The 13,449-nt window shown below is 61.6% G+C and carries 13 protein-coding genes; 4 read left to right on the forward strand and 9 right to left on the reverse strand.

Annotated features, from left to right (window positions below):
• The first annotated feature begins 123 nt into the window (after window positions 1–123).
• Complete coding sequence (fabV, locus tag P0D68_RS07660) at window positions 124–1,320, forward strand: enoyl-ACP reductase FabV (RefSeq protein ID WP_408303474.1); 1,197 nt, start codon at window positions 124–126, stop codon at window positions 1,318–1,320.
• 192 nt (window positions 1,321–1,512) lie between these two features.
• Here fabV and P0D68_RS07665 read toward each other — a convergent pair whose 3' ends face one another.
• The 3 genes from P0D68_RS07665 to P0D68_RS07675 form a co-directional block, all read right to left on the reverse strand.
• Complete coding sequence (locus P0D68_RS07665) at window positions 1,513–1,791, reverse strand: hypothetical protein (protein WP_286161942.1); 279 nt, start codon at window positions 1,789–1,791, stop codon at window positions 1,513–1,515.
• A 236-nt stretch (window positions 1,792–2,027) separates the two neighbouring features.
• Window positions 2,028–2,651, reverse strand: a complete 624-nt coding sequence (locus tag P0D68_RS07670; protein WP_408303475.1) for a glutathione S-transferase family protein — start codon at window positions 2,649–2,651, stop codon at window positions 2,028–2,030.
• 74 nt (window positions 2,652–2,725) lie between these two features.
• A complete protein-coding gene (locus P0D68_RS07675; protein ID WP_408303501.1) occupies window positions 2,726–3,634 on the reverse strand; it encodes an AraC family transcriptional regulator in 909 nt (302 codons plus the stop codon).
• A gap of 261 nt (window positions 3,635–3,895) precedes the next feature.
• On the opposite strand from P0D68_RS07675, the gene P0D68_RS07680 reads away from it, so the two are divergent.
• Window positions 3,896–4,726, forward strand: a complete 831-nt coding sequence (locus tag P0D68_RS07680; RefSeq protein ID WP_408303476.1) for an oxidoreductase — start codon at window positions 3,896–3,898, stop codon at window positions 4,724–4,726.
• Between the two features lie 115 nt (window positions 4,727–4,841).
• Here P0D68_RS07680 and P0D68_RS07685 read toward each other — a convergent pair whose 3' ends face one another.
• Genes P0D68_RS07685 through P0D68_RS07695 form a run of 3 tightly spaced genes read right to left on the reverse strand, consistent with a single transcriptional unit; the run spans window position 4,842 to window position 7,779 of the window.
• Window positions 4,842–6,446, reverse strand: a complete 1,605-nt coding sequence (locus P0D68_RS07685) for a hypothetical protein (protein WP_408303477.1) — start codon at window positions 6,444–6,446, stop codon at window positions 4,842–4,844.
• A 58-nt stretch (window positions 6,447–6,504) separates the two neighbouring features.
• Complete coding sequence (locus P0D68_RS07690; RefSeq protein WP_408303478.1) at window positions 6,505–6,870, reverse strand: hypothetical protein; 366 nt, start codon at window positions 6,868–6,870, stop codon at window positions 6,505–6,507.
• Between the two features lie 12 nt (window positions 6,871–6,882).
• Entirely contained in the window at window positions 6,883–7,779 is an 897-nt protein-coding gene (locus tag P0D68_RS07695; RefSeq protein WP_408303479.1) for a LysR family transcriptional regulator, read from the reverse strand.
• A 146-nt stretch (window positions 7,780–7,925) separates the two neighbouring features.
• Here P0D68_RS07695 and tam point away from each other — a divergent pair, with 146 nt between their 5' ends.
• Window positions 7,926–8,702 (forward strand): trans-aconitate 2-methyltransferase, encoded by a 777-nt coding sequence (gene tam, locus P0D68_RS07700; protein WP_408303480.1) that lies wholly within the window; start codon window positions 7,926–7,928, stop codon window positions 8,700–8,702.
• Between the two features lie 164 nt (window positions 8,703–8,866).
• Window positions 8,867–9,232, forward strand: a complete 366-nt coding sequence (locus P0D68_RS07705; RefSeq protein WP_091800518.1) for a hypothetical protein — start codon at window positions 8,867–8,869, stop codon at window positions 9,230–9,232.
• A gap of 28 nt (window positions 9,233–9,260) precedes the next feature.
• On the opposite strand, the gene P0D68_RS07710 is transcribed toward P0D68_RS07705, so the two are convergent.
• From P0D68_RS07710 to P0D68_RS07720, 3 genes are all read right to left on the reverse strand, one after another.
• A complete protein-coding gene (locus tag P0D68_RS07710) occupies window positions 9,261–10,475 on the reverse strand; it encodes a porin (protein ID WP_408303481.1) in 1,215 nt (404 codons plus the stop codon).
• Between the two features lie 46 nt (window positions 10,476–10,521).
• Window positions 10,522–11,973, reverse strand: a complete 1,452-nt coding sequence (locus tag P0D68_RS07715) for an APC family permease (RefSeq protein ID WP_408303482.1) — start codon at window positions 11,971–11,973, stop codon at window positions 10,522–10,524.
• 292 nt (window positions 11,974–12,265) lie between these two features.
• On the reverse strand, window positions 12,266–13,264 hold the full coding sequence (locus P0D68_RS07720) for an AraC family transcriptional regulator (protein WP_408303483.1): 999 nt from the start codon (window positions 13,262–13,264) through the stop codon (window positions 12,266–12,268).
• Between the last annotated feature and the right edge of the window lie 185 nt (window positions 13,265–13,449).

Below are 13,449 nucleotides of genomic sequence, written 5' to 3' on the forward strand. Positions count from 1 at the left end.
CAAGATGCGCGGCGGCGGCCGATTTTTGTAGCGCCAGCGCGTCGCGAGGGGCCAAACCAGCGGGGTGCGCCCGCATCAATCGAGGCCCACTATAATGTCGCCAATTCCGACAAGAGGTGCTTCATGATCATCAAACCGCGCGTGCGTGGCTTCATCTGCGTTTCCACCCATCCGACCGGCTGCGAGGCCAACGTCAAGGAACAGATCGAGTACGTCAAGGCACGCGGCCCCATCGCCAACGGCCCGAAGAAGGTGCTCGTGATCGGCGCATCCACGGGCTACGGCCTCGCCGCCCGCATCAGCGCGGCGTTCGGCTCTAACGCCGACACGCTCGGCGTGTTCTTCGAGCGCGCCGGCAGCGAGACCAAGGCAGGCACGGCCGGCTGGTACAACACCGCCGCCTTCGAGAAATTCGCCACGGAGAAAGGCCTGTACGCCACGAGCATCAACGGCGACGCCTTCTCCGACGAAGTCAAGCAGCGCACCATCGAAGTCATCAAGCGCGATCTCGGCCAGGTCGATCTGGTCGTCTACAGCCTCGCCGCGCCCAAGCGCACGCATCCGAAAAGCGGCCAGGTGTTCAGCTCGACGCTCAAGCCGGTCGGCCGTGCCGTGAATCTGCGCGGCATCGACACGGACAAGGAAGTCATCAAGGAAACCGTGCTCGAACCCGCCACGCAGGACGAAATCGACCACACCGTCGCGGTAATGGGCGGCGAAGACTGGCAGATGTGGATCGACGCCCTGCTCGAAGCCGGCGTGCTCGCGGACGGCGCGAAGACCACCGCGTTCACCTACCTCGGCGAAAAGATCACCCACGACATCTACTGGAACGGCTCGATTGGCGCGGCCAAGAAAGACCTCGACCAGAAGGTGCTCGGCATTCGCGAGAAGCTGGCGGCCAAAGGCGGCGATGCGCGCGTCTCCGTGCTCAAGGCGGTCGTCACCCAGGCGAGCTCCGCGATCCCGATGATGCCGCTGTACCTGTCGCTGCTCTTCAAGGTCATGAAGGAAAAAGGCACGCATGAAGGCTGCATCGAACAGGTCTACGGCCTGTACAAGGACAGCCTGTACGGCACGGCGCCGCATCTCGACGACGAAGGACGTTTGCGCGCGGACTACAAGGAACTCGATCCTGAAGTGCAAGACCGCGTGCAGGCGCTCTGGACTCAGGTGACCAACGACAATATCTACGAACTCACCGATTTCACCGGCTACAAGACGGATTTCCTGCGTCTGTTCGGCTTCGAAATCGCGGGCGTGGATTATGAAGCGGACGTCAATCCGGACGTGCAGATTCCGAAGCTCGTTCAGGTTTGACAGACGGCGGGGCCGACGGTGGCCCCGCCTCGTTGACGCCTGGTCGACGCCTGCTGGCCGGGCATGTCCCAGAGCCTTTGCTTCGAGATCGTGGAGATTCTGCCGGGCGTGGAGAACGCTTACGCGAAAAGCTGCGCGCGCGAAGCGCCGGCCGCAGCCTGAGCCGCGCGTGCCACGCAGTCCCGCTCGGCCTCAGCAGGGAAACGCGCCCTGCAGCGAACGGAGAATCGCGAGACCGATCGGAAAGTCGTCCGAAATGCTCGGGTGATTGTTGAAAAACTCGTCGAGCAACGGATAGACGTTCTGGTTGCCGATCGCGAGATTTTGCGGCGGGCAGAAGAGCGCCGGACGCTTCTTCGCCACCAGATCTCCATTCGCCCAGCCGAACGCATTGATCGTGCCGGTGATGTACGCCGCGTAGATCGAGTTGTTATCGGCATGCGCCCATTTTTTGTACTGGGCGGCCGTCATCTCGGCACTCGCATTCAGAGTGAAACACGCTGTCAGTAACGCCAGCGCAACTTTCGATACCCGCATCGTGGAACCTTCAATCGGTGTCGCAAAAGCGGCCATTGTAGGCGACTCGGGGCGTGCCACGCAGAAGCGCTTGCACAGGCAGGAATCCGCAAGCACCGTGCATGGTTTTTGTAAGCGGCGCAGGTGTCCGCGAGCGCGTGTGCAAAGCCCGCCGCGGTCACTCGCGGACGTTACGGTGTGCCGTTGCGGCAATACGTTCGGTAAGCTTCGCGCGGGGCAAGACGCGCCATATAGGCGGCGACCGCGGGCAAATCGCCGTGCTGCAACGGCGTCTCAAGCCAACGGTTGATAGACAGCGCGATCGGAATGTCCGCGAGCGAAAACGTCTCTCCCGCGATGAACGCGCCAGTCTGTTCCAGTTGACCTTCGATCACGGCCATATGCCTCGCCCAGTTCTCGCAAGACAGCTCGATCTGCCGCGGGTCCTGGTGGGCCGGAGAATGCCTGACCAACGCCAGAAAAGCATCGCTCCACGAGCGGTTCAATTCGCTCGCCTGCCAGTCGATCCATTGATCGCAGCGGGCGCGCTCGCGAGGGTCGACGGGATACAACGACTCGCCCTGATAGCGGCCGGCGAGGTAACGGATGATCGAATTCGACTCCCACAACACGAACTCGCCGTCCTTGATGACGGGGACCATCGCGTTGGGATTCAGCGCGAGGAACTCCGGCACGCCGGTCGCGCGAAATCCGGAGCCCCAGTCTTCCTGCTCGAATGGAAGCGCGAGTTCCGCACAGGTCCACAGGACTTTGCGGACGTTGATGGACGAGGTCTTGCCGAGGATCTGTAGCATGGGTTCAAACTGTATCGGCGGCGTGCTGAAGCCGACAGGCACGATTTGCGTCGTGCGCACCGGGCCAGCTGTGCTCAGTGCGAAGCGACAAAGATCGAGCCCGGCGCGGGCGGCGGCATGGCGAAGGTCTTGCGCAACCGGTCGGCCTCCTCGACCGGACTGCGGCCGAATAAGCGCTTGAATTCGCGGCTGAACTGGGAAGCGCTTTCATAACCCACCTGCGCGCACGCTAGCGCTGCCGTCATCTCGTTTCTCACCATGAGAAGGCGCGCCTGATGAAGCCGCGTCGACTTCAGATATTGCATGGGCGACGAGCGCGTGACTGCCTTGAAGTGAAAGTGGAAGGTGGGCACGCTCATGTTCGCCTCCAGCGCCAGTTGCTCGACGCCCAGGGGCTCGCCATAACACGCGTGAATCTTGCGGATGGCCTTGGCGATCCTCGCGAATTGTCCTTGCGCGGTCAGGGCGGCGCGCAGCGCCCCGCCCTGCTCCCCCGTCAGCACGTGGAAATAGATTTCGCGCACCAGCGCCGGCCCGAGCAGCTCGGCCTCCAGCGGCACGCTCATCGCCTCCAGGAAACGCAGCACTGAAGCGCTCAACTTCGCATCGAGCGGCGTCGACATCATGCCGAGCGGCTCGGCTCGCACGCCCGCGTTCCGCTCGTCGAGTTGCAGCATCAGATCGGCCGCCACCTTGAAGTCGAGGCGCAAATAGATCGCGAGCAAAGGCTCCGCCTCGCTCGCTTCGGTTTCCATCGAGAACGGCACCGGCACCGAGACGGCCAGATAGTGCTGCGCGTCGTACACGTAGACCGTATTGCCGAGAAAGCCCCGTTTGCGGCCCTGGCACACGATCACCACGCCCGGGTCGTACAGCACGGGCGTGCGACTGAGCGGCCGGTTCGAACGCAAAAAGCGCACGTCGGGCAACACGGTGAGGTTGTAGCCTTCCACCGGCGCGAGATTTTCGAGCAAGGCCACCATGCGTTGCCGCGCGCCTGGATTACGGTGTTTGGCCGTCACTTTTGAGCCCCTTCCAAAACATGCATAACCAGACGGCAATGTGCCACCGCCGCGCTGGAAAATCCATCGACTCATAGGATTAGGCAATCACCGCAGACGAACCGGCATTCGCACCGGACCTGGCCGCCCCTACCATGCAGTCCTGGGCTGGCTTCCGTCGAGGCCGTGCGCTTTCGCCCGAAGGCGCCGCGTGACGGCGGATAAACAAAGGAGTGGATCATCATGAGCAAAACGTTTCTGATCACCGGCGTGAGTTCCGGTTTCGGCCGCGCGTTCGCGCAGGCTGCGCTCGACGCGGGCCATATCGTCGTCGGCACGGTGCGCAATCAGGCCGCGCGCGACGCCTTCATGGCGCTGGCGGCTGGACGGGCCCACGCCATCGTGCTCGACGTAACGGAGTTCGACGCCATCGCGCCCGCCGTCGCGACGATCACGCAAACGGTCGGCCCGATCGACGTCCTCGTCAACAACGCGGGCTACGGGCACGAGGGTACGCTGGAAGAGTCGCCGCTCGACGATATACGCCGGCAATTCGACGTCAACGTGTTCGGCGCGGTGGCGATGATCAAAGCCGTCTTGCCGGCCATGCGTGAGCGTCGCTCGGGTCACATCATCAATATCACCTCGATGGGCGGCTTCATCACGTTGCCCGGCATTGCGTACTACTGCGGTAGCAAATTCGCGCTCGAAGGCATCACCGAGACGTTGGCGAAAGAAGTGGCAGGCTTTGGCATCAAGGTGACGGCCGTCGCGCCCGGGTCATTCCGCACTGACTGGGCCGGCCGCTCGATGATCCGCGCTGGCCGCAGCGTTGCCGACTACGACGCCCTGTTCGACCCGATCCGCGAGGCGCGCGAGGCGAAGAGTGGCAAGCAGGCCGGCGATCCGCGCAAAGCGGCGCAAACACTGTTGACGATCGTCGCAGCGGAGAATCCGCCGGTGCACCTGCTGCTCGGCAACGACGCGTTCGATCTGGTGAAAGCGAAGCTCGCTGCACTGAACGCGGAGATTGAAACGTGGGAGGCGTTGTCGCGTTCGACCGATTTCGGCTGAAAACAACGATGCATATGCGTGGGCATGGGCGTATCGAAAGCCCATAAAAACAGGGCGCGCGCAATCAATCTGCCGATTGCGCGCGCCGATACACTGTCTTGATTGCCTCTACCGCTTACTGATTCCGAATCCGGATCGGCCCGCCGATGCTGTTGAACAGCAAATCGCCGTTCGGGAACAGTTGCGGTTGAGCGTAGCCGCCGTTACCCCAATTGGACTTGCCGAAAATCGCGCGATACACGACCTTGCCGGTATTCCAGTCGAGGCCGTCCATTTCCCAGCCGTCTTTCTCGTAGTAGCCATTGGTCATCACAATGCCGGAAGGGCCGCTCATGGTCGGCGCCATGCTGATCGACACCACCGAAGCGTTGGTCCACGCCGACTTCCACTGATGCTTCACCGGATCCCAGTCGATCCGCTCGGCCCCATGCGCCGGCTTGTTGATCGGACCGAGCGACAGGACGTCGACCAGTTTGTCCTTTTCGCCGTGCTCGGCAATGTTGTTGACCACGAATGCGCCATATCCGTTGACAACCACCGACTGCTCGGACTGGATGTATTTCGTGCTCGACGGCAAGCCGGCAGTCACGAGAATCTGGCCCGCGATCCGGTTCGATTTCGTGCCCGACTGTTTCTTGAAGCCCTCGGGAATCTGGTCGCGCCAGAACGCCACGAGTTTCATGCGATCCGCGCCGTCCGTTATCACGACGAGCCGGTCGTCATCTTTGCCAAAGCCCATCAAGGTCGGCGTCGAGCCGGTTCCGGTGCCGAACTTGACGGTCGGCATCCAGTCGCCCGTGTCGTATGGCGAACTCCACGCGCCGTCAGACGCGTCGTTGGAGAGTTTGGTCCCCGTCCAGACGACCTTGTGCATCTTCTTGTCGGAGGCGAAATAGAGGCCGTTCCTGTCGTCGACCGCAACCGAATTGCTGACGAATTCGTTCTCGTCGAGGTGGATGGTGTGCGCCTGGCCGCTCAGATCGCGGTTGATCACGGAGACCGAGTTGTTGCCCAGCACGACGAGCTTGCCGTCATAAGTCAGATTCAGACCCATGATGCCTTCCTTGCCGGAGAAGCCGTGCTGGCCCGTCAGCACATCTTTGCTCAGATCGCGCGATGCGACCACTTCGATACCCGCTGCGGGATTGCGCGGATCCTTCAGGCCATAGACGAAGATCCGGCCGTCCGCGGTGTTGTAGTAGACGCGGTTGTCCTTGTCGACCAGACCGTAGATGCCATTGCCCACGCGCGTCTGATCGAGGCCCAGCCGGTTGAAGACGGCGTCCTTCACCTGATCGACGTTAGCGAAATGCTGATCCAACACCTTGCCGAGCACTGCAGGCTCGATCACCTTGACGCCCGGCGGCGTGATGCGCGCGACTTCCCTGAATCCGCCGTTCGAGACGTCGATGTACGTCGCACCTTCGCTCGACACTCCCCACATAAAGTCTTTCGATGTGGACTCGAGCGTCATGATGTTGACGGGGCCGCGAATCACGCGTGGCTCTTTGGCCGGGTCGATGTGGAACGTGCCGCGCGTTAGAGGATAGGGTGCGACGTCGGTAGCTGCCGGATCGACGTGAGTCAACGCATAGGTCTTCGACGAAAAAAACGGATTCGGTGCGGGCTCGCTAACAACAGCAAACGCGGATGACACACTCAGAGATACCACAGCCGCAATCGCGCCAAGCCGCAGCGCCATTTTTTTGTTACTTTGCATTCAGTTCTATCCTCACAATGTGGGTGGTGACGCGGGCGCTATGTTCAACTGATCGTCTTCACAACACAATGCTGCGCCGGTTAAAACTCAATTTGCGCTTATGAAATTGAAAGACGATTGGCTTTCCGAAACAAAGCAAGCTGAATAAGAAAGTCATTGAGCAGGCGCCCAACTGCCCGTCACTAACGCCGACCGGCATGATCAGTGCGATCTGGATAATCAGGATCGCGAAAATATCCGCGAAGCCGGTCGAGCGGCAACGGATTGTTCCGCATACCTTGGCTCCGTGAGAGTGACATCGCGTCGCATAGGCGAGTGGGTGGCGCTTTCGTCGAGCAACCAACGGGTTACGCTTAAGTGAAGTGGAGACGCGCAGGCGGAACGCGGCCTGACGACCTTGCTTCCTGGCCGTCGCCGCCTTCACGGCTTCACGCTTTCACGCTTTGAGCGTCGCCTGCTCGAGAATCATGTCGTAGAGCGCCTGCGCCGCCGGCGACAACTGCGCGGTCTTGCGCGCCACGAGGACGAGTGTGCGCGACACGACGGGTTGCGTGAGTTCGACGGTGCGCACCGTCGCATACGCGCCCTTCTGGAGCGCGAGCGCCGGCACCACGGCCGCGCCCACACCTTGCGCGACCAGGCCGACAGCGGTCGAACTGCGCTGGACCTCGTAAAAGGAGCGCAAGGCCAGCTCGCTCGACTCCAGTGCGACATCCAGTAACGCGCGGTTGCCGCTCACCTCGCCCGCGAGAATCAGCGGATAGGATTGCAGTTGCCGCCAGGCAATGCGGCGCCGCTTCGCGAGCGGATGATCTTCATGGCAGATCAAGACGTAGCGGTCCTCCGTGAGCGGCACGCTGACCAGATCCGGATGCGCCTCGCGCGCGATATTGATGCCGAATTCCACCTCCCGGCGCAGCACGGCCTCCTCCACCGCGGCCGAAGCGTGATCGAGAATCCTGATCCGGTTATGCGGGTAGCGCGCGGAATAGGCCTGCAGAATGCGCGGCAAATACTGCACGCCCACCGTCGGCACACAGGCGATCGAGACATCGCCACGCCGCGCCTCGCCCGTCTCGCGGATTTCCACCAGCGCGTCGGCGAGTTCGCCGAGCAGGCGGCGCGCCTGCGGCAAAAAACTGCGCCCGATTTGGGTGAGGGCCATGGACCGCGTGGTCCGCTCGATCAGCGTGACGCCGAGGTAGGTTTCGAGCTTGCGCAGACGCTGCGTAATCGCCGTTTGCGTGACGTGCAATGAATCGGCGGCGCTCTGGAAGCTGCCGCGATCCGCAATGGCGACGAATGCCTGGACGCCGAGCGTGTCGATTTTCATTAGAAAAATGAAGGAATCGGAATGATAAATTCATTTTACTCCGCGCTCGGCGCCACTGAAAATGAACGGATTGGATCGGTTCGGGGCACGGTGCAGACGGAGTCCCCGACAACCGGTCCGGCCATCACGCACACGAGGAGCAACAGATGACGTCGAAGCAGGATTGGCAAGCAAAGCAATACGTGTTGTTCGAAAACGAGCGCACGCGTCCGGTCAGGGATCTGCTGGCGGCCGTGCCGGCAACGGACGTACGGAGCGCGGTGGACATTGGCTGCGGCCCGGGCAACTCGACCGAAGCGCTCGCCGCGCGTCTGCCGGGCGCCGTGGTCAGCGGCATGGACAGCTCGCCGGACATGATCGAGGCAGCCCGCAAGCGCATGCCGCAATTCCAGTTCGAGGTGAGCGACATTTCCACGTGGGACGCGCATGGGCCGTATGACCTGATTCTTGCCAATGCGGTGCTGCAATGGGTGCCCGATCATGAGCGGGTGTTTCCGTCGCTCGTGGCGAAGCTCGCGCCGGGCGGCAGTCTCGCCGTGCAGATGCCCGACAACCTGGACGAGCCCGCACACCGTCTGCTGCGCGAAATCGCTGCGGACGGCCCGTGGGCTGCCAGACTCACCGGCCTCGAGCGCACCCTGCGCTACGACGCCGGCTGGTACTACGCGTTGCTCGAGCCGCTGTGCGCGCGGGTCGACGTGTGGCGCACCGTCTACCACCACCCGCTCGCGGGCGGCGCGGACGCGGTGGTCGAATGGTTCAAGGGCAGCGCGCTACGGCCCTTCCTCGCCGAACTCGACGCCGCCGGGCAAGCCGCCTTCCTGCGGCGATACCGCGACGCGATCGCCGAGGCTTATCCGGCGCTCGCCGACGGCACGGTGCTGTTGCCGTTTCCGCGGTTGTTCATCGTCGCCACCCGCTAGCGCAGCGGGCCCGCGAGTCGGCTGGCGTGCCGGTAGTCGCACCGGCACGCCAGGGAACGTCAGGAATTGCCGCGCTTGAATTCTGCGTGATATTGTTCAATCAAAGCGGAGGATGGCGGCTCGCCGTCCTCACCGGAACGCAATTTACAGCAGCGAGCGTCGCCATGAGTGATGTACGCCATCATCTGAGTCCACGTGACCGTTTGGAGCTGTTGTGCTGGCTCACATGCGGCAGTCTTGGCGCTTATTACCTGAATGAGGACTGGCCCGACGCGGCGTTTCACGTGCAGGCGGCCCACAAATGGCTCGACCGGCGCGCGCGCGAGGCCGACTGGCTGAGTATCGCGAAACTGTCGGCCACCGCGGTGGAGATTGCGCGGCGGCACGCACAGTTTGTCGAGACCGATTGGGCTAGAGACGCGGTCGAGGAGATTCTTGATACGGACGAGCTGGATCCTCAGGCCCGGCTCGTAAGGCAGGTGATCGCCGATTGTCAGAATGCTTTGGCGGATAAAAGGCTGGCGGATTAGCTTAGGTTTTTGCCTTGGCCGGGGTGCATCAAAAGTTATGCCGCAGCCCCAAAATCACCGAAACCTGCCGCTCCGTATCCGAATTGACGATATTGGGAATCTGCGCCAGATTCTCCGTCCCTCCTGTCGCCGGATCCACTCCCAACCCGGCCCCTGAAGACTTTTGCCCGATCGCCACGGCATAAACAGCGGTGCGCTTCGACAGGCTGTACACCGCGCCAAGATTGACCTGGTGCACCCGGGTAGAAGCCCCGCCGCTCGGTTTGGCATCATTGAAGATATACGCCAGCCCAAGCTGCAAATCCGGCGCAACCATATAAGTCGTATTCAACTCGGCAATATCGAACGAAACATCGGCTCCCGCGGGTCGCGCGGCGCTCGCGAAGTACTGGCTTTGCGACAGCCGTGTGTGCGTATAAGTCACCGCCACACTCGCCTTGCCGAACGCGTACGAGCCCCCTGCCCCAAGAATGCGCACCTTGCTCGCATCCTGCAACAGACAATACGACGCGTCCGCGTTAGCGCAACTCAGATCGCCGATATAGCTGCTGGTGCCGCCCAACGCCGCCTGCAACGGCTGATTCAACTCCAGATAACCCGCGCTCAGCGACAACGGTCCCTGCGCGTAATTCGCCGCCAGCGCCCACCCCTTGTTCTGCGAAAAATGACCCGCCACGCCGCCCAGACTGAACAGGCCACCCACCGTGAAGCCACCGAAACTCGGACTGATGTACTTGATCGAATTATTGAAGTTGAATGCTTCGTTCAGATTGTCGATGTCGCCGAAATGCGAACCGTATAGCGTCGCCCAGTTGTTGCTCGACGCGTACGCACCCATATAGTCCGAGAACGGATCGTATTGACGCCCGAACGTCAACGCCCCATACGTGCCGTTGTTCAAACCGACCCACGCATTGCGGTTGAACAGCGTATTCGATTGCAGCATCGCGCCGTTGCCGATCAGAAAGCTGTTCTCCAGCGCGAAGTTGACGCTCGTCCCGCCGCCAATGTCCTCCGTGCCCATCAAGCCCCAGCGCGACGGCACCAGATTGCCGCCCGCCAGCTGGTAGTTCGCGTGCCCGTTGGTGCTGCCGTCGGCGAGCGTCGTTTGCTGGTTGTTCGTGTAGACGACACCGGCGTCGACCGTGCCGTAAAGCGTCACCGAAGATTGCGCGTGCGCGCCCATCGCAAGGCCGAACGCGGCCAGCGCAAGCGCCGGGCGCTTGACGAAATTGTCTGCCATGATTTTCCTGCCGGGAAGTAAGGGGAGTGGTAGTCGGGCGACGCGATTACTGGCCGAAGCGTGCGTAGATATCCGGGCGCTTCCTGCGAAGAATGAGACCGATCACCACGCCGACGCACGCCACCGAGAACACGATCCACGGAAAGGATTTGACGATCGGACTATCGGAGCCGCTGAGCGCGTCGAGATTGCGCACCAGAATCACGCCGATATAGAGCAGGCCCACACCACCCACCAGCGGTGCGACGAACGAGTGCCATACGCGCGTGTCCTTACGCGTTTTGCGGAAGAACGCGATCACCGAAAAACTCGTCACCGCCTGCAACATCACAATGCCGATCGTGCCGAGCGCGGAACTCCAGCTGAACACGATGTTGAACACATCGCTGCCCGCCGCGATGAATAGCCCGAGCAGCACGCAAACGGACAGCGTTTGCAGATAGCTCGCCCTATACGGCGAACGGTACTTTTCGTGCACGCGGGTAAGCACTTGCGGCAGGATGCCCTCGAGACTCAGCGCGTGGATATAACGCACCAGCGTGTTATGAAACGACAACAGACTCGCGAAGATACTGCTGAGCAACAGGAAGCTCATCACCGTCGTCACCGCTTCGCCCAGATATTTGCCGGACTGGATGAACCAGAAATCGCCGGGCTGTTTGGTGGCGACCGTGACCACATCGGCAAGACCGTACGCGCAGACAATCGTCCACGTGACAAAGGCGAAGAACACGAGAATCAGCATGACCGATACGTACGTCGCGCGAGGCACCGTCACTTTCGGATCGCGGCATTCCTTACCGTAAATCGCGGTGGCCTCGAAGCCGATGAATGACGCAAACGCGAACATCACCGCAATGCCGAGGTGGCCGCTGAACACATGTTGCGGCGTGAACGGCGCGAGCGTGAGGCCGTTGGGTCCGCCGCCATGCACGACGATCGCGATCGCGAGCAGCAGCAGAATGCCCAGTTCAAGACACATCAGCACGCCGAGCAGGCGGCTATTCAGATCGATACCGCGTATTCCGGTGAATTGCACCACCGCTACGCAGATCAACGAATAGCCGTACCAGGGTAAGTCGGTATGCAGCAGCGGCGAGAGAATCACGGTGCAGAAGAATCCAAACAGCCCGTACAGCGCGATCTGGATGAACGTGTACGACATCAGTGCGACGAGCGCGCCGGCCATGCCCAACGGCCGCCCGAGTCCGGCGGTGATGTACGCATAGAACGCACCGGCTCGCACCACGTGCCGGCTCATCGACGCAAAGCCGACGCTGAAGATCAGCAACACCACGCCCGCAACCACGAACGCGCCCGGAATGCCCGCGCCGTTACCCAGACTGATCGCGGGCGGCACCGCGCCGAGCATGCCGGTCAGCGGCGCGGCCGCCGAAATCACGAGGAAAACGATCTGCCACAGGCCCAGCGTATTGCCTTTCAATTCCACGCCGTTCTCCGCGTCGACCGCACGGGTCGGAGAATAAGGTTCACTCATCGCTGCCTCTGTTGTGTTGGCTAGTCTGGAACACGTCCTGAACCCCAGCACGGCTGATCCAGGCACCCGGTTGACCGACGTCCGAAGCTTCGGTGTGAGCGCATGGTAGGTAGCTAAAAAATAAAGCGACTTCGCGAACCGCGCCAAATTTTCGATAATGTGCGCCAATGCGCGGGGAAGCCACAATTCAGCGGCTTACCGTGGATATTTAGGAACCTGAACTATTTTCGAGCGGCAACATCTGGCCTGCACGATGCTTTCACAATGAAAGAAAATGCCATGAGGTCCGGCGCTATTGTTTTTTCCAGTTGCGCGTGGCGCGCCACAAGACGGTCGCATCGGCATAACCGACAGCGCGGGCGATCGCCGCATTGGTGAGTTCTTCCCGTTCGAGCAGCCCCTCCACACTGCGCTGCCGCTCCTCGCGCAGGATTTGCCGCACGGACGTGCCCTGCTCCGCAAGGTGCCGCTGCAATGAGCGGTGCGAGAGACCGAGATCTTTCGCAATGTCGGCGACGATCAGCTTTTCGTGCGCGAGACGCCGCGTAACCAGATCGCGAACCTGCTCGACGATACTGTGCGGCATCGCATCGCGTGCAATCAGGTCGGTCGCGTGGCGCTCCATCATGCGCGCCATTTGCGAGTCGGCGCTCTTGAGCGGTGCGTCGAGATCCTGCGGACGCAGAATCATCCCGTTGAAAGGCTGCTGAAAGCGCACCGGCACACGAAAGATCCGCGCATACGGTTTGAGATCCGCGGGCGCTGCGTGCTCGAAATGGACTTCGACCGGATTCCACGCTGCGCCCCTCACCAGCCGGAACATGTGGCACATGGTCGAGAGGCTGTATTCCGCATCCTGCCGGCGCGGCCAGATTTGCGGACTGGCGATCTGATAAGTCCACATCGGCCATTCGTCGTCGCGTAGCAATTCGCAGGTCGTGGTGTTCTGCCACGACGCGAGCGCGAGCGAAAACTTGCGCAACGCCGCATTCAAGGTGGGGGACGAAAAGAACACCAGACCCGCCGGCCCGAGTTCCGTCACTTGTAATTCGCTGCCAAGGCGCAAGCCGAGTGCGGACTCGCCGAGCACTTCGGCGGCACGTTCGAACGCGGCCACATAACGCGTGAGCGGCAGAATTTCATACGGATTGGACAGGAGCCGCCGGTTCATGCCGAACTCCTCCAGCAGCGCGTCGCATTGCGCGCCCGATGCGTCGAGAGCGCGCACAACCGGTCCCATGACCGCGGCGCGAATCATCGGGAAACTGCCGTTGAGCGTGACTTTTTTCATGTTGAGCGTCTCCTCCTCAGTCTTCGCTGATGTGTTGCCCGAGTCATTCCTCTTGGCGCACTTTATCGTTCATTTGGCGCGATAAGCAAGCGCGAAAATAATATTGGGTTCCTACGATTTGCCATCGACTCAGCGTTTGCCGCGCGCCATTTGCCGCGCGAGCACGCTGTCCGGCCCAGCAACTC

Origin of the sequence: Paraburkholderia sp. RL17-380-BIE-A (assembly GCF_046028085.1) — a bacterium.
Classification (GTDB): domain Bacteria; phylum Pseudomonadota; class Gammaproteobacteria; order Burkholderiales; family Burkholderiaceae; genus Paraburkholderia.